Here is a 21,100-nt window from a genome sequence, read left to right as displayed (position 1 = left end):
CTCCTATTTTAATTGTTGATGAAGCAAATATTCAAATGAATTATAGGCAGTTGCAATATTTTTTATTCGACCATCTTTTTCAATACCGAGGTAGTCCCTCGTTCCTCCTTGACCTAAGATGCTCTTTGCTTCAGCTTTAACCATTTTTTTCAGTAAGTCTCTCCATTCTTTGATTTTAGGATCCTTTTCATCATCTGGTAGGATACTGGATAACCATTCACGAAAAGGGTGATCGATTTTGAAATAGAGCATTTCAACCATCTGATTAGTATAATTGTTGTTTGAGATATTCCTGATTTCTTTTAGATCCTCTATATAGCGTTTATATACTTTAGAAATGACAGCTTTTGTTTCTTCCACCACCTCATTAATACGTGGTACCCAACCACTCTCATTAAAATCAGCCAAAACTAAATCATTGATAAGTATAGAGTCAATAACTTCATCAGTTGGAACCCTTGAACGAGGATCCCCATCGTCCTGCATACTAATGGAAATAATATTAAATAATCTATTTCCTATTGTGTCACCTATATCTCCTAGCCAATCAATAATTCCCGGTCTTCTAAAGTGCCCTGTTCTATCTTCTACTGCTAGCAAACCAAAAGACCGCCACAACGATTGATTCAAGAGATGTTTCCTAGGAGTATAGCTATCTTTATTTTCTCCTGTAGTATTATACTTCCATGTTGTCATTGGCTCTAAAAAATTGTCCTGATGATTGATATCGGGTAATTTTACAATCTCAAAAAAGAAAGGCTTATTTAAATCATATTCTGGATCAATATAAATCCCTCTGCTCCAAATCGTATACAGATTAGCTAAATTTGTACATTCACTACCAAACAAATAGCGATCAATATTATCAGAACTAGCAAATTCCCAACAGGGACATTGAATACTTTCTAAATTACCATAGTCATAGAATGGCAAGATACAATTTAGTAACAGCGTTTCAAATAAAGAAGTTCCCTGTATAAAAACTGCACCGATATCAAACAACCAGCCTTTTGAGGCTTTATATTTTTCTTTTCCAAAAATAACTTTATCGGATAATCCTGAGTACCCTTGAAAAGTTAAAAGCCATCGTGTAAGTTCGGAAGGAGTCAGTTGTTCTTTATTTTTACTATTCTTTGGAGAAAATAAGGCTAACTTATTCCCACTCTCTGAAATCGTTCTATTGATATTTTTCCCAGAGATACTGCTTGCTTTTACTTTACTAATTTTGTCTGCTGCAATATCCTCTTTTCTAACTTGAAAAAATGGATATTCCTCATCAAATAAGTAAAAGCGATCCCGCCATTTTTCTAGGTAATGACTAACAATGTCTGGGAACTTACCACTTTCCCAAAGATCTATCCATGTATCATATAAATCATCCTGATAGTCAGCAATATCAGATTCTTCCACAGGCTCAATTTGTTTAAACCGCTCATCTACTGCCAGATACTCATAGACATTACCATCTGCATCAAAGCGTGAAAAGACAGTATGTAACACAGCCAGCAAAACTCGCAGCACAGCAAAATCTTGCGTTTTTGTATCTCCTGCTAAATCTTTGTACTGATGAGCATTTATAAACAATTCCTGCAAGGAAACTTCTTTTGTTGTTCCTTTTTCATCATAAACGACAGAAATCCAGGGTTCATCTAGCAAATTAAATCGACTCATTCTTATTCAACCTCTCCGTTGTAATTCCATATTTTTTATCATATAAGAGTTTAAACCCATTGAGAATAAACTCATTGTTTTCATCAAAAACAATCCCGAGAGCTCCTTTTAACCACGATGAATTTCGCCATTGACTTAAATAGCTGTTGTTATACCTTTCAAGCTCTTCAATAGTTTGATCGATATTATAGCCCTTGGATAAACTCATCGGAAGTTGTAAAGTATTTTGTGCTACTTTTTTAGCGACCGAAGGATCATCAATATTCTGAGATATATCTTGATTTTCAATAAATAAGCTATAGCCATCAGACATTTTCTTTAAAGCAATCACTTCAATTGTATCTTCAATATCACGAACCTGGGCATTAGATTTTTCTTCACTATCGTTTGGATGCAGGTTCTTCAACCAGCCAATCAAACTATTGTTTCTATGTCTCGATATTTTTAAGATAGGATCATCGATACGATATGTTCTTGCCCTTGTTTCCTTATTTTTAATCGTGACATCATGCTCCGTCTTAGCATCTAAATATTTTTGCTGAAATTCCTGACTTGAAAACTCAATTGTAAAATCTGAACTATAAACTTTCTGGACTAATGGTGAAATATCATCTGGTAATCTCATGATATCTGGTAAAAAGTGCTGAGTTCTGGCCAACAGATAATCACTATAAACAAAACTACTTCCTTCTTCAAAAACCAACTCTTCGGAAGTTCCTAAAATGTAAAACCTAGCTATTTCATGCTTTTGAGGCCGCTCTATTTGGTGTCGATGAAGTCGTCCAATACGTTGTATTAGCAAGTCCATAGGCGCCAGATCACTTATCATCACATCGAAATCAATATCCAAGGATTGCTCAATCACCTGAGTTCCAATGATAACTTTCTTATGTGGACGTTCTACATTTTTTCCGATTTGTTGTAATAATTCTTTCTCTTTTTGGATTCTTTCGGTCGCAATAAAACTAGAATGAAGCAATTCCACCATATCATCTCCAAAAATTTCCGAAAAGTTTCTTGCCAACTCTTGGGATCTTCTCACTGTATTAACAATAATTCCAACTACGCCACCGCCCTCAAGGCCATCTTTAACGGTTTCCAATAACTGCTCTTCTTGTAAACGAATGATGTGAATGTCTTTTATGTTTTGCTTATTGAATGTTGTAACTTGATGAATCTCTGAGCCATCATTATAAGTGATTAAAGGATAAGCGTCTGTCTCTAATTGGTCCGTATTTTCAATATCTCGCCATTTAATCCCCATCCCAGCCATATAGCTTTTAAGTATATTTTCTCTTTGTTGAGAAGGTAATGTCGCTGACAAAATGACTACTGGAACGCCATAGGCTCCCATCCATTTTATCGCCTCCATCAAATATTGACTCATATAAGCATCATAGGCGTGAACTTCATCAATAATAACAACCTTTTTACTAAAACCTAGATGACGTAAAGCTAAATGTTTTTGTTTCAATGCTAACATTAAGAACTGGTCAACAGTCCCCACTACAAAATCATCTAAAGCCGAAGTCTTTCTCCCAGAAAACCATTCATTAATGATAACACTACCATTTTCTACATCGTCAAAATTAAATGTACTAGCTTTAAGTTTTAAAAAATCTTCATTCAGAGCTGCTTTCCCGTGTACCAACTGAATAGATAGTATGTCTTCAGAATCATCTTTTAAACTTTCAACCCATTTTTCAATACGATTAAAAATCCCATTCGATGTCGCTTGAGTTGGTAAACCAAAAAAAAGACCGCTTCTTCCCGTCTTAGTAGCTAACTGCTCTGCTGTAATCAATGAAGCTTCTGTCTTCCCTAACCCCATTGGTGCTTCTAGAACTACAATCCCAGGTTTAGATATTTGAGCAGTAACATGAGATAAGATTGATTGAACATTATTAGGTTCAAATCCAAATCTTTCCTTATAGAGACTATCTGGTTTTGAGATATATTTAGCTTGCCACAAACTAGTTTTTTTCCACCTTTCAAACCCATCTTGAAGGCGTCTTGACTTATCTACCACCTCTTTTTCATTGACACTCAATAAAGGAAAGTAGTGCTCATTACTAGCAATCCAGTCAGCCATAATCAGCAATCCTGATAAGATAACTTGAGCTGGCTGTTTAATTTTAGGAAGCTCTCTCACAGAGTCAAACCCCAACTCATCTATAGCACAGTTGAAGATTTCTTTTTGAACCAAATCCCAGTTCTTATGGATAGCACTCTCCTTACTTTCATTTTGAAAATAGTTTGAAAGATAGCTCCCTTGATTTTTTACATCCTCGATCGTATCAATCGGTCGTCCATGGTGTCCACCAATAATAGTCGAAATATCCTCTTGAACACCATAACTAGAAAGCAAATATTGACCTGCAAGGCTATGATGGCTCTTTTTCGGTGATGATAGTTGAAGTGAACTAATTTTAGTAAATCCTGACTGCTCCAATTTTTCTAATAGTTGAATATCCAAATCATCTGAATTAGCAAATCCTCTTTGAGTTTGAAAGGCTGGAGTTGCTTTCCCGATATCATGAACAGCAGCTAAAAATTGTGCAACTCGTTTCCCTAAATCTCCATCATATGTTACTGAATCCAGAGAATCCTCAATCAGTTTTTTTTGTCCCTCACTTAACCAATGCTCCCAGAGAAGTCCAGTTATATTTTTTGTGTCTTCTAGATGCTGAGACAAGGGTAACCAAAAAAATCTACCATTTTCTTCCTTTTTCTTAGCCCAAAGCGTATCGGACTTTTTCTTAAACATGATTCATCCCCTCTACATCCCATTCTATATACTTCCATTTTATACCTAAAAGTTTTAAAAGACAACAACAAACATGGAAGGGGTTACAAAAAGATGCTATTTTCTAAAGTAGTGTAAACATAAGAATGGGGAAATCATTTTTAGAGGAGTTTTAAAACATTACTAGAATGCTCTTTATTACTATAAAACCATTCACCATATAATTGCTTCACTTCCATACCCTAAAGTAAGAAATGGATGATTTTTCCCTTGAATTAACTGCAAAGGATTGTATTGTTGAAAAACGACTATATTAGTTATGAGGCATAATAACAAGGAAAGTAATAATCATAATGGGTACATTCTCTGTGATACAATTATCAAAAAAGAGAGAATAATGTAATCCTCTCTTGTTCATCGTTATATGTGAGACTTTTCAATTGACAATAAACTTGTTTTCCTTATGTTTCATTTTTTGAGACTAATACCACGGTTTCAACTGGTTAAGACCGCAAAACTTTTAAAAATTGCTGGGCTGTCTCTAAGTTAAAGGTTTTATCTGCGATGAGGCGCTCAACTAGGGGAGCAACTTCAGACTCACTAGCACCAGCTAGGAGAGCTAGGGATTTGGCCTGCAACTTCATGTGACCTTGCTGGATGCCCGTACTGACCAAAGCTTTCAGAGCCGCAAAGTTTTGTGCTAGTCCGATAGACACGATAATTTGAGCTAATTCTTTGGCAGAAGGATTTCCCAGTAGTTCGTGACTAAGAGCTACTCGGGGATTGAGACCGATAGAGCCACCCTTGGTCGCTACAGGCATAGGTAGGGTCATCTCACCAACCAATTCTTCTCTTTCCATGTCCAGCTTCCATTGACTAAGACCTCGATAGCGTCCATCTCGACTGGCAAAGGCATGAGCCCCTGCTTCGATGGCACGCCAATCATTACCCGTGGCGATTAAAATAGCATCGATACCATTAAAAATCCCTTTATTGTGAGTAGCCGCTCGGTAAGGATCAGCCTGCGCAAACTGGCTGGCCAAAGCTATCTTCTCTGCAATTTCTCTGGCTTCATCCTTTTGTCGACTCAAGTAACGAAAGGCAATTCGACAGCTGGCAGTCACCAGAGAATCTGTTGCGTAATTGGATAGGATTCCCATGAGACTCTGTCCCTGACTGAGTTCTTCTAAGACTGGCTTCAAGGCTTCAAGCATGGTATTGAGCATATTGGCCCCCATGGCTTCCTGAGTATCGATATGGAGATAGACGACGAGAAAGTCTGTTTCTCCCTTGATCTGCTCTACATGCAAATCACGCGCCCCACCTCCTCGTTTAACGATAGAAGGATAGGCTTGATTGGCAAGTTCCAAGAGTTCGGCTTTCTTACTGGCAATCTTCACTTGCGCTTGTTCAGGATCAGCAACTTGATAAAGGGCTACCTGACCAATCATCTGGCGCTGATGAACCTGAGCAGTAAAACCGCCTGCTCGCTTGATGATTTTGCTGGCATAGCTAGCCGCTGCAACCACTGAGGGTTCTTCTGTCACATAAGGAACTGTATAATCCTGACCATTCACCAAAAGTTCTGGAATGATGGAATAAGGCAGAGAAAAAGTTCCTACCACATTCTCACTCAGCTGGTCTGCGACAGACAAGCTGACTTGTTCATCCTGCTCCAGACTGGTTTGCTTTTCAGGACTAAGGAGCGCCTGAGCTCGCAACAACTCAAGGCGCTCATGGTATGATTTTTTAGAAAATCCATTCCAACTTATCTTCATTATTTTTCAACCTTGCTATAACGGCGTTGGTGGTCGACAATCTCCACCAAGGCATAGTCTTGATTCTCAAAACCTGCAAATTGGGCTGAACCAGATTCATCCAACTGCACCTCTTCAAAGAAGACTTTTTCATAGTCTGCAACGGATAGGACTGTCCGTTGCTTGAGTTTGCTCAAGCGCTCTTTGTCGAGATAGGCCTCATAGCCTTCAACCAATTCACCACTAAAGAACTCTGAAACAGCTCCACTTCCGTAACTGTAAAGGGCAATTTTATCGCCAGCCTTCAAATTCTCTGCATTTTCCAAAAGGGAAAGGAGGCCGAGGAAGAGGGAACCTGTATAGATATTCCCAATCATCTGACTATAGAGAATTGATTTGTCAAAGTTTTCTTGCAAACTATCCTGTTTTTCTTGAGATAAGGTCTTGTCCATCATCTTGCGCAAGCCTTTTAGGGCCAGCTTAGGATAAGGCAAGTGAAAACAGATGGCTGCAAAGTCACCCATGGTCCAATCGTAGCGCTTCTTGTATTCGTCCCAAGTCGTTGTTAGACTGTCCAGATACTGCTGGGTTGAATAAACACCATTGACATAAGGGGTGCTTGAATAATTTGGTCGCCAGAAATCCATGATGTCTCGAGTTTGAGCAACATTATCATTGTTAAAGGCCATGGTACGCGGATTTTGCGTAATCAACATCGCCACACTCCCAGCTCCCTGAGTTGGTTCACCTGGAGTCCCTACACCATACTTGGCAATATCGCTGGCGATGACCAAGATCTTAGACTCTGGAGAATTTTCCACATGCAACTTGGCATAATGGAGGGCAGCTGTTGCTCCATAACAGGCTTCTTTGATTTCAAAGCTACGAGCGAAAGGCTGGATACCTAATAGGCCGTGAACAAAAACCGCTGCTGCCTTACTCTGGTCAACCCCTGACTCGGTCGCCACAATAACCATGTCGATTTCTTCTTTTTCCTTATCTGTGAGGATAGAGTTGCTTGCACTGGCAGCTAATGTGACAACATCCTCAGTCAATGGTGCAATGCTAATTTCGTTTAATAAGAGACCCTTACTATATTTATCCGGATCAACTCCTCTTGCTTCTGCTAGGTCTTGTAATTTCAAGACATATTGACTGGTCGCAAAACCAATCTTATCAATACCGATTGTCATATTTACCTCTGTTTTTTCATTCATTGTAAAAAATCGTTCTATTCTATTTTATCACAAATAGGAACAAATGAGAGAAAAAAGACTTGATTCACCAAATCAAGCCTTTTCTTTGACAGCCTTAGGAGGAGATTCCTCGCTGTTTTCGGATATAGTAATAAAGTTTTAAAATCACCGTTCCACTCGCCATCCCGATAGAAATAACGAGAGCCAACATAACCACTAAAGTTGCACTGGCAAGGGCATGGCTGTAATCGCCTGTCACAAAGAAGGCAGTCGTCCGATAGGAAAGATAACCTGGTACCAGGGGGGCAAGAATAGCCAAGACAAAAACCACTGCTGGTGTCTTATAGATGATACTTAAAATCTGGCTGATACAAGAACCTACCACCGCCGCGATAAAGGTCGCAACAATAACATTGGTCGGTTCTTTGAGCACGAGATAGAGGAGCCAGACACCCATTCCCAGAACACCACCAGGTAGGAGCATAGAGCGTTGAACATTCAGTACGATTAGAAAGGTGATAATGGCGAGTAAACTCGCCACTGCTTGGAGTAAAATACTTGTTAGAGTCATCTTATGTCATCAAAACCAGGGCGACAGAAGTGCCGGCCCCTAAAGCGAGGGTAATGAGCAAAGATTCAAACATCTTGCTCATACCAGAGTTGATATGATTGGTCATGATATCCCGTACCGCATTTGTCAGAGCAATCCCTGGAACAAAGGGCATGACCGCTCCTGCTATAATCAGGTCTGCCGTCGAAGGAAAGCCTGTATAGCGGGCCCAGAACTGGGCGATCAATCCGAAAACAAAGGCACCCGCAAAGGCCGTTACAAAAGGAATGCGGACAAACTTCTCGACGTAGAGAGAGAAGGCAAATCCAAATAAAGTTGCAATAGCTGCACCAAAAGCGTCATAAACATTGCCCCCAAACATAATCGAGAAGAAAGGGGCACTGAGGGTCGCTGCTACAGTCACTTGGAACTTTGTATAAGGAAGGGCTTGATTACCAATTTCTTTGAGCTTTTTAAAGGCTGTCGAGAGATCAATCTGCCCGCCCACAAGCTCCCGTGATACTTGGTTGACATCGCAAACTTTTTCAATGTTATAAGAGGATGAGGTCACCCGTTTCATCCGAGAAATATTGGTATTTTCAATAGAAAAGAAAATAGCAGCGGGCATGGCAAGCACATTACAGTCCATAATCCCTTGTGAATGGGCAATACGAATCATGGTATCCTCAACCCGATGAATCTCCGAACCACTTTTCAAGAGAATGGTTCCAGCTAACATAATTACATCAATGACGGCATTCAACTCTCTTGATTCGTCCATTTTCTCCTCCTTTTTTCTACTCCCTATATTTTATCACAAAATCTTGTTAAAAAAAATCTTTGTCATGATTTCATGACAAAGATTGGGTTAATTTCGTTCATTGCTTGACGTTCTACTGCCATCTGAAGAATCCGTTGTAGAGTTGCTACCTTGATTGTTACTCTGAGAAGGCGTCGTGTCTGTTCCTGGATTTCTGTGTTGAGACGAACTTGAGGAAGAAGGAAGTGGTTTTGGTTTATAAATCGAAATCTTAACACGTGTTTTATTGAGATCTACCTTTTCTCCAGGTTTAGGGTCCTGACTAACAACGGTTCCTGCAGTAGTTCCTTCAGGAGCAGTCGATACTTCCACAACTTCGATATTGGCCTCTTTTACACCAACAATTTGAATCAAATTATTTTTCGTAAATTCGAGACTGGAGCCAATGTAACTTGGCATGGAAACGCTGGTTACTTTCTTAGCGACTGTCAAAACAATACTGGTTGCCTTGGTCAAATCATACGTACTTCCTGCAGCTGGGGTTTGTCTAATAACTGTGCCCGGATCGCTCTCACTTGTTTCTTCTTCCTCAATTTTGATAAGATTTTCCGGAACCTTTTTCTCTTTGAGCTCTGCGACAACATCTGAAGACCTGCGTCCTACATAGTTACTTAGTTGAAAGGATTGCTTGCCTGATGATACAATCAAGTTGACCTTGGTCCCTTCTTTTCGACCGCCGCCAGCTTCTGGATCGGTTCGAATAACGCGTCCTTCCGCTACTGTATCACTAGCTTCCGATTTCTCTTCACCAGCTTCAAACTTGGCCTTTTTAAGGGCTTCTTTTGCCTCTGCTACTGTCTGTCCCGATACATTTGGAATAGCAATAGTCGCTGGAGTTCGGGAGAAGATCCAAATCAAAGAGGCTGCAACTAGCAAGGCACTGGCTAGTAAAATCATGTAGCGAGCTTTAAACTTCCGTTTTTTCGCTGGTTTTGGTACAGGTGCTTCATCTACCACCTGCTGAGTCTGCTGTTTTGATTGAGGTCGATCTAATTGTGGCTTAGCCTTCGGAATAGAAGTCAGAGTGCTTTGTGGAACCTTAGGCAAGGTCTTGGTATCAACCTTGCTTGCCTCATCGAAGACTAGCTTTGGTTCTCTCCTACGATTGTGAGACAAACAACTCGACAAGTCTACATACATTTCCGAAACAGACTGATAGCGATCCGTCAATTTCTTAGCTGTTGCCTTGATAACGACATTTTCCAAAGCTTGCGGTACTGCTGGATTCTCAGCAATAACAGATGGGAGTGGTTTTTGGAAATGCTGGAGGGCAATAGTCACGGCACTATCCCCATCATAAGGGATATGTCCAGTCAACATTTCATAGAAAATAATCCCCATAGCATAGATGTCACTCTGCACAGTTGCCTTGGAACCACGGGCCTGCTCAGGTGAGAGATAGTGGACTGAACCGAGCATGGAGTTGGTCTGTGTCAGACTGGTCTCTGCAAAAGCCACGGCAATCCCAAAGTCTGTAACTTTGGCAGTTCCATCTGGTGTCAAGAGGATATTTTGAGGTTTCAAATCTCGGTGGATAATCCCTCTCGTATGCGCCAGACGCATCGCCAAGAGAATCTGTCCCATAATACGGACGGCTTCTTCATTTGAGAGAGGGGAGTGTTCTTTGATATAACGTTTGAGGTCAAGCCCTGCCACATACTCCATAGCTAGATACTGCTGACCGTCTTCCTCACCGATATCTGTTATTCGAACGATATGGGGATGATCCAGATCCGCCATGGCTCTCGCTTCACGTTGAAAACGTGCCACAGCAATCGGATCTGTCTGATAGTTAGTCCTCAGGACCTTAACCGCCACTTCTTCCCCGTCTAGGATCAAATCCTTGGCCAAGTAAACATCCGCCATGCCTCCTCGACCAATCTGTTTGACAATTCGATATCGTCCGGCAAAAATCTTGCCGATCTGGATCATTCTACTTCCTCCTCATTCATGTGAACAAGGGCAACCGTGATATTGTCTAAACCACCTGCATTGTTGGCAAAACGAATCAAAGTTGCCGCCTTGTCTGCCAAGGAAATATCACTCGTTACAATATCGTAGATATCGCTTCCTGAGATCATATTGGTCAAGCCGTCACTGTTGAGCAAGAGGTAGTCTCCTGGCTCTAGGCTAACCATGCCAAAATCTGGTTGAATTTCATCTTTTTGCCCAATGGATTGGGTAATGATATTTTTCTGCGGATGAACTTCTGCCTCCTCTGGAGTTAGCTGACCAGCCTTTAGCAGAGCATTAACCAAAGAATGATCACTTGTGAGCTGGCGATAATCTTCACCACGGATCAAACCGATACGAGAATCACCAATATGGGCATAAATAGCTTGATTTCCAATAATGGCTACTGCTTCAAGCGTTGTTCCCATCCCCTTATAGGCTTCGTCTTTCCCCATCTGATGAATTTTTTGATTTTCAAGTTCCAGATAGTGGGCAAACCATTCACGGATCTCATTGACGGTGTCGATTTGGGTATCAACCCAAGCCACGCCCAGATCTGTCACCGCCATCTCACTAGCGATATTGCCTGCACGGTGTCCTCCCATCCCATCAGCCAAGAGGATCATGGTGCGTCCTGCTCGGTTGACAAAGTGATTGACATAGTCTTGGTTATTTGTTCGTTTCTGACCAACATCTGTTAATAATGCTATTTCCATTGTGTCAGTTCCTTCCTAATCAGATATCTTGCGGAATTGGCTGATAAAGAATCCATCACTTCCGTACAATTCAGGAGTGATCAAGATACAGCCGTCCTTCAAAATATCCTTGCATTCATGTTCTAGTTTAACCTGCTCAAACTCGGGGTGACTTTCTAAAAATGCCTCAACGACGTGAAAGTTCTCCTCTGAGACGATAGTGCAGGTACTATACGTTATTATACCACCTTTTCGTAAGGTTTGACAAACACTACCTAGTATTTCTAGCTGAATTTGCTGTAATGATGCGAAATCCGCCGTTTCTTTATTGTATTTGATATCTGGTTTGCGGCGCAAAAGACCAATTCCAGAACAAGGAGCATCTACTAAAATCTTGTCAAAAGAGTCTTTTTCAAAAAACTCATGCACTTTTCTGGCATCCAATTTTTTCGTTTGCACTCTATCCGCCACACCCAGACGTTGGGCATTTTCTTGGATCAAGTCCAACTTGTGATCATAAAGATCCAAAGCCGTCACCTTACCGGATGTGAGGTAAGAAGCTATATGGGCTGTTTTTCCACCCGGAGCCGCACAGGCATCTAGAACCTGCTCATCGCCTTGCAGATCAAGAGTGGGAGCAACCAGTTGACTGGACTCGTCTTGGATGGTAATGGCTCCCTCTGAAAACAAATCATGTCCCGCAAAGTGTCCCTGCTCCTTGACCAAACCAGAAGCGGCCAAAGGTGAATCACTCGCCTCTAACACGGCCTTGATTTCCTCTTTTCGGCTCAAGTCGGTCACTCGGATGCTGGCTTTGTTACGCACCAATAGGCTGTCAAAGATGGCTTGGGCTCGCTCTTCGCCATATTCTTCCTTGAGCTTAGACACCAACCAGACTGGGAGAGAATAAGCAATGGAATCACGCTTGTTTTTGCGTTTGATAGTTGCAATATCTGGCCACCCTTCTCGCAAGATACGACGAAGGACAGCATTGACCAATTTTTCACTGCCTTTTTTACGAGCTTTTGCCAATTCTACCGCTTCATTTACGACGGCATGATCAGGTACCTTGTCTAGGTACTGGAGTTGGTAGGCGCTCATAAGAAGCAGGATATAGAGCCAGTTATCTAGCTTGTCTCGGTCTTCTATAAAGTGGGACAAGTACCATTCTAAGGTGAGTTTGCGGGCTACCGTTCCGTAGACAATCTCTGTCACCAAGCCCTTGTCTGAAGCTAAAAGTTTGCACCCCTTGAGATATTTGTTTAAGGCAATATTCGAATAGGCTTGATTAACAAAAACATCCTCTAACACTGTTAGAGCTAGATTTCTAGCCGTTTCTACTTTAGTCACCAAATCGTTCTCCTACAGTCAAAGTCCGTCCAACACCGTTGAGGAAGGAAGCAATATCCATCTTAGGCTTGCCTGCTGGCTGCACTTGTTTGAGAGATAGAGCTCCTTCAGCCGTTGCGACGATCAATTCTTTCTTGCCAATAGAGAGGAGCTCACCTGGATTTCCCTGACCTTCTACTGGTAGGGCTTCATAAATCTTAAAGCGGTCGCCTTTGAGAAAAGTATGGGCAACTGGCCATGGGTTCATTCCACGGATTTGGTTGAAGAGTTGGCGATTGGTCTTGGTCCAGTCCAGCTTTTCTTCCTCTGGCTTGATATTTGGCGAGAAAGTGACCTGACTTGGATCCTGAGGCACAGGTTTGATCTCCCCAGCAATATAGGCAGGTAAGGTATCCAAAAGCAAATCACGACCAACGATCGCCAATTTTTCAAACAAGGTACCAACATTGTCCTCATCTGTGATGGGAATACTGCGACGGGAAATCATATCTCCTGCATCCATTTCCTTGACCATTTCCATAATAGTCACACCAGCTTCCTCATCCCCTTGAATCAAGGCATAATGAATGGGGGCGCCACCACGGTGTTTGGGGAGAAGGGAAGCGTGAACGTTGACCGCAAAATCCATGCTATCAAGAAGTTTACTTGGGAGAAACTGCCCAAAAGCAGCGGTCACAATCCCATCCGCTCCTAAATTCATAATAGCTTCCAGCTCTGGGCTTCCAGATAATTTTTCAGGTTGGTAGATAGGGAGACCCGCTTCTTTGGCGGCCTGCTTGACTGGAGTTTCTTGGATAACTTTTTTACGGCCGACAGCGCGGTCTGGCTGGGTCACAACAGCTAGGATCTCGTAACGATCATCTGATAACAACCCCTTCAAAACTGTTGCTGAAAAGTCGGGAGTCCCCATAAAGATTAGTTTTGTCATTTCTTCTCCTTCTTATAAAAATTGCTGCGGTTCATGATCAATGCTGAGACGAAGCTCGCTATTTTCACGTTCTTGAGTCAAGGCCAAAACCTGATTGAGGGTTGGACCCAGCTCATCTTCTAAACGGTATTTAATCAAAATCTGGTAATGATAAAGGTTGTGGGTACGGGCAATGGGTTTTGGCGTTGGTCCAAGGATTTTACTAGTTTCCGATAAACCTGAGCGCAAAATTCCCATGACCTCATAGGCACGTTTGACAACCTCTTCTTCTTTCTTGTGAGAGAGGGTAATCCCAATAGTGAAATAATAAGGCGGATAACCGAGTTGGCGCCTGATGCCCATTTCATAGGCATAAAAACCTTCATAGTCCTGATCTTTTGCAAATCGAATGGCATAGTGCTCAGGATTGTAAGACTGGATCAAGACCTGACCTGCTTTCTCCGCTCGACCTGCACGGCCAGCCACCTGGGTCAAGAGTTGGAAGGTTCTCTCAGAAGAACGGAAATCAGGCAAATTCAAGGCCGTATCCGCATTAAGAACTCCGACTAGGGTCACATTGGGAAAATCCAAGCCCTTGGCAATCATCTGAGTTCCCAGCAAGATATCCGCTTCCCCTCGCCCAAACTGGTCAAGAAGAGCTTGGTGACTGCCTTTTCTACGGGTCGTATCCACATCCATCCGCAGAATGCGAGCCTGAGGAAAGAGTTCTGCTAGCTCATCATATGCTTTCTGAGTCCCTGTCCCGTAGTAACGAATACTGCTGCTCTGACAGTTGGGACAGACATGAGGAATTCCCTTAGAAAAGCCACAGTAATGGCAATTCATGGTCTTTGTATCCATATGGAGAGTCAGAGAAATATCACAGTTGGGACAAGTATCCACAGTCCCACACTCCCTACACATAACAAAGCTAGAATAGCCCCGACGGTTGAGCATGAGGACTGCCTGCTCTTTTTTATCCAGTCGGTCTTGGATAGCTTCTAGCAAAGGAGGGGTGAAGTTTGATGTCTCATTTTGTCCGATATAGTCCCGAAAGTCAATCACTTGAACCTCTGGAATCGTAGCCATAGGATTGGCTCGTTGGGTTAGACGTAAGTGGTGGTAGACACCTTTTCCAGCCCTCGCACGGCTTTCTAAGCTCGGTGTGGCAGACCCAAGTACGAGAGCTGCTTGATTGTACTGGGCCCGTAGAATGGCGACCTCTCTAGCATGATAACGCGGATTGCTGTCTTGCTTGTAACTGGCTTCATGTTCTTCATCAATAATCATGACACCCAGATTTTTCAGAGGAGCAAAGATGGCCGATCTGGCCCCAACCACAACTTGAGCATCTCCACGCTCAACCTTGCGCCATTCATCGTACTTCTCACCATTAGACAAGCCTGAATGAAGGATGGCCACTTTCTCGCCGAAACGAGAAATAAAGCGCTCGGTCATCTGAGGTGTCAGAGAAATCTCAGGTACCAGCAAAATGGCTGTCTTGCCCTTGTCCAAGGTTCCTTGGATAATCTGCAAATAAACCTCTGTTTTCCCACTTCCTGTAATCCCTTGAAGGAGGAAAGGAGGTTGCTGACTGCCAATAGCACTGATAACAGCATCGCGAGCTTGTCTTTGCTCTGGGTTCAGCTCCAAAGGTCTACTTACTTCAATGCCTTCGAAATAAGCAGCTGAACGTTGCACTTCCTTTTGAACTAGGGTTAGCGCTCCTTGATCCACAAAAAAGTTGACTTGCTCCCTCGAATAAGACTCTAGCAAGCTAGCCAGAGGAGCACTTTCCGCATGAGCAAGCAGATAGTCTCTCAGCTCTGCCTTTTTCTTAGCACGCGCAGAAATCTCAATACCTTCCAACTGTTCAACATGGACCTCATACCAAGACTGGGTCTTGACCTTCTTTTGATCGACAGCCTGGTACTCTAAGCGGAGCAGACCTTTTCTGGTCAAGCGCATCATTTCTGCCTGCTTGGCTAAATCTAGAGAAGAAAAGGCTAGCGAATCTTCAGAACCAAACAAGCGCTCTCTGTCTGCCTGACTTAGGCCTTCTAAAGGATAGAGAATCTTATCATAACTGGAGTTTAAAAATCCTGGAAGCATGGCTTTTAGGATGGAGATTTTGTAAGAAAAGACAGACTTACGTAGCTCCTCAGCTAGCCAGAGTTGCTCCTGAGTCAAGACGGGAGAAAAGTCCAGCACTTCTGCAATCTCTTTCAAGTCCTGATCTGCCATCTCTTCATCCGACTGGGACTCCAAGCCTAGCACAATCCCTTGGATCAAACGATTGCCTTTACCAAAAGGAACGTGAACCCGCATACCGACTTCTAGCATGTCTACAAATTCCTCAGGGACCTTGTAGCTATAGGGCTGGTCCGTCTGCATCAGGGGAACATCCACTATAATCTTTGCGATAGCCATCTTCTCACCTCCTCCTTGTCAGTAAATTCTTGCAATAGAAAAAATAAGATTGAGTCCCCCCAACCTTAAATTTTTTCACCATCTTCTTTTTCTTTAGCAATTTGCTCTTTGATTTTCTTTTCTTCTTCTTCTCTGCGGCGTTTTTCTTCTTCGATACGGAGACGAACCGCTTCACGTTTTCCTTCTGGATCTGGGTGAATGGTTACATTTCCAGACTCGATTTCTTCCAAAGCGCGAAGAGTTGATTTTTCAGACTTAAACTCTTGAGTTGCTGGCGCACCTGCTTCTAGTTCGTGGGCACGCTTTGCTTCCAAGATTACGAGTGAATATTTTGATGGTACCTTGTCGAGCAAGGTATCAATAGAGGGTTTTAACATCATTTGCTTGTACCTGTTTCCTATAGTTTATCGAGTAGTTGGAGATTTTGGCAACATCTCCTGGTAGTGACCAATGACACGGTCCACACGGAAGTGTTCTGCTTCGATCACACGCTTGACACGTTCAGCGGCGAGGGGCACCTGATCGTTGACAATGGCATAATCATACTCACGCATGAGGGCAATTTCTTCCTTGGCTTTTTCGATTCGTTGGGCAATCACTTCAGCGCTATCTGTTCCACGACCTACCAAACGATCTTGTAATTCATCCAAATCTGGTGGTGTTAGGAAGATAAAGACAGCATCTGGAACCTTTTTCTTAACCTGAAGAGCTCCCTGCACTTCAATCTCCAGAAAGACATCGATTCCCTTATCTAGGGTTTCGTTGACATAGGTCAGAGGAGTTCCATAGTAGTTACCGACATATTCTGCATATTCCAACATCTGACCTTGACGGATCAGCTCTTCAAACTCTTCACGAGTACGGAAGAAATAGTCCACTCCGTCCACTTCACCAGGACGTTGCGCACGCGTCGTCATCGATACAGAGTATTGAAATTGATTCTCAGAATTCTCAAAAATCTCTCTTCTAACCGTCCCTTTCCCAACTCCTGAAGGACCAGAAAAAACGATTAGCAAGCCTCGGTCTGCCATTATGTCTCCTTTAGTTAGTCTGTGAAATAAAGTAAAATTTCTCTCGGATACTGATGATAGCGTCAGTTATCCTTCTACAGTCTTTCTATCTAGTGTAACAAAAAAGCAGTAATATTTCAACTGCTCTTTCTTATTTATTTAGCATAATCTACTGCACGAAGTTCGCGGATCACGGTTACCTTGATATTTCCTGGGTAATCGAGATTGTTTTCAATTTTCTCACGAACTTTGTGAGCCAAGATTGTGACTTTGTCGTCTTTGATTTGTCCTGGATTTACCATGATACGGATTTCACGTCCTGCTTGAAGGGCAAAGCTATTTTGCACTCCTTCAAAGCCATTGGCGATTTCTTCCAAATCATGGAGACGTTTGATGTAGCTTTCAAGAGATTCACTACGAGCACCTGGACGCGCTGCACTCAAGGCATCTGCTGCAGCAACAATTACTGCAATGACACTTTCGGCTTCGACATCCCCGTGGTGGCTAGCAATCGTATTCACCACAACTGGGTGTTCCTTGTACTTACGAGCCAACTCTGTACCAATCTCAACGTGGCTACCTTCAACCTCGCGGTCAATAGCTTTCCCTATGTCATGAAGGAATCCAGCACGACGGGCAAGAGCTGCATTTTCACCAAGTTCACTGGCGATGATACCAGATAACTTAGCAACCTCAATCGAATGACGCAAGACATTTTGTCCATAAGAAGTACGGAACTGCAAGCGTCCCATGATCTTCATCAAGTCTGGATGAAGGTTTGGCGCACCAATCTCATAGGCAGCAGCCTCACCGTATTCACGGATCTTATTGTCAATCTCCTGACGGTTTTTCTCCACCAACTCCTCGATACGAGCTGGGTGGATACGTCCATCCTTGAGCAACATTTCCATGGTCATACGAGCAATTTCACGACGAATCGGATCAAATCCTGACAAGGTTACCACTTCTGGTGTGTCGTCGATGATAACATCTACCCCTGTCAAACTTTCAAAGGTACGAATATTGCGTCCTTCACGACCGATAATGCGTCCCTTCATGGTATCGTCTGGTAGATGAACTGTAGAGTTTGTTGACTCCGCTACATACTCACCAGCGATACGCTGCATAGCCTGAGCCAAGATATCTTTCGCAATCTTGTCTGAACGCTCCTTCACTTCTTGCTCAGCCTCGCGAATGCGGCTAGCAATTTCCTTGGTCAAGTTTTCCTCTGTCTGAGCCAAGATAATATCTCGAGCCTCAGTTTGAGAAAGGGAGCCGATACGTTCAAGTTCAGCTTCTTTTTGTCTTTCGACTTCCTCTAATTGCTCTTCACGTGCATCAAGGTTTTTTGCTCTATCAGAAATACTTTGTTCTTTTTGTTCAAGTGTTTTTTCTTTGTTCGTCAAATTGTCGTCTTTGCGGTCAAGGCTCGTAGCTCTCTCCGTCAAACGACTTTCAATTTGCTTGAGCTCCTGACGTTCTGACTTAAATTCAGCGTCCACTTCTTCACGGTATTTTCTGGCTTCCTCTTTGGCCTCCAATAGTGCTTCTTTTTTAAGAGACTTGCTTTCGCTCTTGGCTTCATTTAGCAATAAATCCGCTTCGCGCTCAGCTTGTCCTCGTAAATTAGTTGCTTCTTGTTCAGCATTTAGAAGCATCAACTCTGCAGCCTCTTGAGATGATTTCATCTTAGCTGAGATGCTGACATATCCAATGACTAAACCAATGATGACGGCAAAAACAACAATCGCAATTGTCATGATTTCCATGTTTTTACCTCAATTTATTTGTTTATCCGAATGACATACATTCTTTAATATTCTATCATAAAAAAACAATTTTCACAAACCCAAATTGAAGAGTTTTGTGTGAATTTTGGACAAAAAGATTTCTAGTTCAGCTATCACTTAATACTAATTTATCTATTGGAATTTGATTAATTGTAATTTGCCCTTTTGATTCCAAAGGTAGATATTTTTTTATAAAGTTTTGATATTCTGGATCTTCTAATCTCTCTATGTTATTAATTCGATAATCATCTTTTATATTCTTGTCTAAAACATCATAGTATATTTCAACTAGACGCTCCTCTATTTCATAACTAGAATGATTATAGTTACTATAAAATACCTTCTTAGTTTTTTTTGATAAAAATAAATTTCTTAGCCCTATCTTCCATAAACACGATAAAAGTTGAGAAAGATAGGCCTTTTTCTTATTACATAATTTTCCATCTACGTTCGAAAAACCATATGAAATTGCTATAAGATCCTCAATATTAAAATCTACAATCTTTGCTAACATTTCAAAATGAAAATATCCGTCAAACTCAAATAACTTGTCATACTTATCTATCCCATTAAGATACATATAACATTCAAAAAAGAATACTATCAGTTTCTTCCCAACCATTCATCCAATTGATAATGTAGTCTGCTTTCTTCTTATTATTAGTTATATTTGAAAGTTCTTCTAATGACTTCTGGAACTCTCTTAAACTTGGTTTTTTTATTCCTGAATTATTATTTTTATCTTGTACAACTCTTTCATCTATATCTACATAATAAATTTTAAAAATGAATGATAGAATAAGCCCAAGGTAATCATTCTTCAACTTACTTTTTTCCAAAATGTTATTTATGACCACTTCTGTAGATACCATTTGATATTGATTTAGCTTAAATTTATTATCAATTAGATTTTTCTTTGTTGATTTTATTTCCTCACTATTTAAAATTACAATAATTTTAAATCTTTTATTCTCAGAAAGATAGTCAATATAACCCAATAAATCATTATAATCTGAAGGGTTATCTGATGTTTCTGCATACGAAACCCGTTCAAAATCATCAAAAATAATGATAGAATCTCGCTTCATCAAATCCGTTCCAACTGTTTTAAAGAACCATTTAAAAACTCCTCCAACAAGTGGAATAAAGTCCAAATTTCCAAGTATGGATTGTTTTTCTATTTCATTGATCAATATTTTCTCGGCTTGCTCTCTTGTTTTTATCCCAAAGCAGGAAATATAGTAGATTTCTTTCTTCTTGTAAATTTGATTTTCAAAAAACGTCTTTATAAAAAATGTTTTCCCACTTCCCCAAGAACCATCCAACCAGAAGACATTATGAATAGAATCTGAACTATTTAAAAACTCCACCAGATGAGTTTGATAAGGATAGTCATCCAAGTCATATTCTGGAAATAGCTCTGGGTCCAGTTTCTTATAATTAACTTTTTTAAAAATTATGTCTAAAAACCAGAATAGTATTGTTGGTATAGTCAGTGCTAACAATATTATTACACGATTCACATACAAAATCGAAATAATATCTTTTAAAAAATTATAATTAGATACAAATTTATAGATAGGTAAAACAAAGCGTTTAAATTGTTCAATCTCAAGTGCAAGATACAGTACCCACATACTAGCTATAAATATTTTGTACCACTCAACAACTCTAACATTACTACTCCATGATGGCCTTTTCAATAAATATTTCAATGGCTTGAAATTCAGAAAAAAATTAAGAATCCTCGTCATTATATTTTTCATATATACCCCTTTTAATCTATATTATCATGATTATACCACAAAATAAGAGTCATAAAGCGGATTCAAGGGACAAGAATCTAGTTATTATACTAAAAATTTTCACTGATTTTTTAACTTAGGAAGTCTATCATTTTCCAAAGACTTTATCTTCAATTTGCTATCTAAAATTTCTAAAATAAAAAAGCCCACTTTTCAGTAGACTTAGTAATGATCTTTGAAGGACAAGAAAGCCACGCTATCCCCATCTATCATATAAATCAAGCGATTTTCTGCATCAATGCGCCGTGACCAGGCTCCTTGATAGTCATATTTGAGTGGCTCTGGTTTCCCCATTCCTACAAAAGGATCGCGTTGAATATCTTTGATTAATTTATTGATTCTTTTTAGTGTTTTCTTATCTTGGTTTTGCCAATAGCAATAATCCGCCCAGGAATCTTCTGTAAATTTGAGCAGCATTTC

At 41.0% G+C, this 21,100-nt stretch carries 17 protein-coding genes; all 17 read right to left on the bottom strand.

From position 1 onward, the window contains the following. Positions 1-3: 3 nt before the first annotated feature. The gene (locus FGK98_RS02130) at positions 4-1,671 is read right to left on the bottom strand and encodes a type I-E CRISPR-associated protein Cse1/CasA (protein WP_138099829.1); all 1,668 of its coding nucleotides are present in this window, start codon (positions 1,669-1,671) and stop codon (positions 4-6) included. Continuing rightward, a complete protein-coding gene (gene cas3, locus FGK98_RS02125) occupies positions 1,658-4,438 on the bottom strand; it encodes a CRISPR-associated helicase Cas3' (RefSeq protein ID WP_138099828.1) in 2,781 nt (926 codons plus the stop codon). The genes FGK98_RS02130 and cas3 overlap by 14 nt, the downstream gene beginning before the upstream one ends. 482 nt (positions 4,439-4,920) lie before the next feature. Further along, positions 4,921-6,195, bottom strand: a complete 1,275-nt coding sequence (locus tag FGK98_RS02120) for a hydroxymethylglutaryl-CoA reductase, degradative (RefSeq protein ID WP_138099827.1) — start codon at positions 6,193-6,195, stop codon at positions 4,921-4,923. After that, the gene (locus tag FGK98_RS02115) at positions 6,195-7,367 is read right to left on the bottom strand and encodes a hydroxymethylglutaryl-CoA synthase (RefSeq protein WP_138099826.1); all 1,173 of its coding nucleotides are present in this window, start codon (positions 7,365-7,367) and stop codon (positions 6,195-6,197) included. The genes FGK98_RS02120 and FGK98_RS02115 overlap by 1 nt, the downstream gene beginning before the upstream one ends. 118 nt (positions 7,368-7,485) lie before the next feature. Beyond that, complete coding sequence (locus FGK98_RS02110) at positions 7,486-7,941, bottom strand: threonine/serine exporter family protein (RefSeq protein ID WP_138099825.1); 456 nt, start codon at positions 7,939-7,941, stop codon at positions 7,486-7,488. A 1-nt stretch (position 7,942) separates the two neighbouring features. Then, positions 7,943-8,701: a threonine/serine exporter family protein gene (locus tag FGK98_RS02105; RefSeq protein WP_000344542.1), complete on the bottom strand. Its 759-nt coding sequence runs from the start codon at positions 8,699-8,701 to the stop codon at positions 7,943-7,945. A gap of 87 nt (positions 8,702-8,788) precedes the next feature. Then, a complete protein-coding gene (pknB, locus tag FGK98_RS02100) occupies positions 8,789-10,672 on the bottom strand; it encodes a Stk1 family PASTA domain-containing Ser/Thr kinase (RefSeq protein ID WP_138099824.1) in 1,884 nt (627 codons plus the stop codon). After that, positions 10,669-11,409 (bottom strand): Stp1/IreP family PP2C-type Ser/Thr phosphatase, encoded by a 741-nt coding sequence (locus tag FGK98_RS02095; RefSeq protein ID WP_000401537.1) that lies wholly within the window; start codon positions 11,407-11,409, stop codon positions 10,669-10,671. The genes pknB and FGK98_RS02095 overlap by 4 nt, the downstream gene beginning before the upstream one ends. Positions 11,410-11,424: 15 nt before the next feature. After that, on the bottom strand, positions 11,425-12,738 hold the full coding sequence (rsmB, locus tag FGK98_RS02090; protein WP_171011099.1) for a 16S rRNA (cytosine(967)-C(5))-methyltransferase RsmB: 1,314 nt from the start codon (positions 12,736-12,738) through the stop codon (positions 11,425-11,427). Continuing rightward, complete coding sequence (gene fmt / locus FGK98_RS02085) at positions 12,731-13,666, bottom strand: methionyl-tRNA formyltransferase (RefSeq protein WP_138099822.1); 936 nt, start codon at positions 13,664-13,666, stop codon at positions 12,731-12,733. Before fmt ends, rsmB begins: the two co-directional genes overlap by 8 nt. Before the next feature lie 12 nt (positions 13,667-13,678). Next, on the bottom strand, positions 13,679-16,075 hold the full coding sequence (locus tag FGK98_RS02080) for a primosomal protein N' (RefSeq protein WP_138099821.1): 2,397 nt from the start codon (positions 16,073-16,075) through the stop codon (positions 13,679-13,681). 65 nt (positions 16,076-16,140) lie between these two features. Then, positions 16,141-16,455 carry a DNA-directed RNA polymerase subunit omega gene (gene rpoZ, locus FGK98_RS02075; RefSeq protein WP_002875802.1) on the bottom strand — a complete coding sequence of 105 codons (315 nt, stop codon included), beginning with the start codon at positions 16,453-16,455 and terminating at the stop codon, positions 16,141-16,143. Between the two features lie 24 nt (positions 16,456-16,479). Next, complete coding sequence (gmk, locus tag FGK98_RS02070) at positions 16,480-17,106, bottom strand: guanylate kinase (protein WP_049521923.1); 627 nt, start codon at positions 17,104-17,106, stop codon at positions 16,480-16,482. 134 nt (positions 17,107-17,240) lie between these two features. Continuing rightward, positions 17,241-18,854 carry a ribonuclease Y gene (locus FGK98_RS02065; RefSeq protein WP_138099820.1) on the bottom strand — a complete coding sequence of 538 codons (1,614 nt, stop codon included), beginning with the start codon at positions 18,852-18,854 and terminating at the stop codon, positions 17,241-17,243. A gap of 127 nt (positions 18,855-18,981) precedes the next feature. Beyond that, complete coding sequence (locus tag FGK98_RS09890; RefSeq protein WP_206750892.1) at positions 18,982-19,497, bottom strand: hypothetical protein; 516 nt, start codon at positions 19,495-19,497, stop codon at positions 18,982-18,984. Further along, positions 19,463-20,641: a P-loop NTPase fold protein gene (locus tag FGK98_RS09885; protein ID WP_241993319.1), complete on the bottom strand. Its 1,179-nt coding sequence runs from the start codon at positions 20,639-20,641 to the stop codon at positions 19,463-19,465. Before FGK98_RS09885 ends, FGK98_RS09890 begins: the two co-directional genes overlap by 35 nt. A gap of 201 nt (positions 20,642-20,842) precedes the next feature. Continuing rightward, positions 20,843-21,097 carry a Txe/YoeB family addiction module toxin gene (locus tag FGK98_RS02055; protein WP_138099819.1) on the bottom strand — a complete coding sequence of 85 codons (255 nt, stop codon included), beginning with the start codon at positions 21,095-21,097 and terminating at the stop codon, positions 20,843-20,845. Positions 21,098-21,100 lie beyond the last annotated feature (3 nt).

Source organism: Streptococcus australis, assembly GCF_901543175.1.
Lineage (GTDB): Bacteria > Bacillota > Bacilli > Lactobacillales > Streptococcaceae > Streptococcus > Streptococcus australis_A.
The sequence above is the reverse complement of the archived record's forward strand: the minus strand, read 5'-3'. Positions and strand labels throughout refer to the sequence as shown.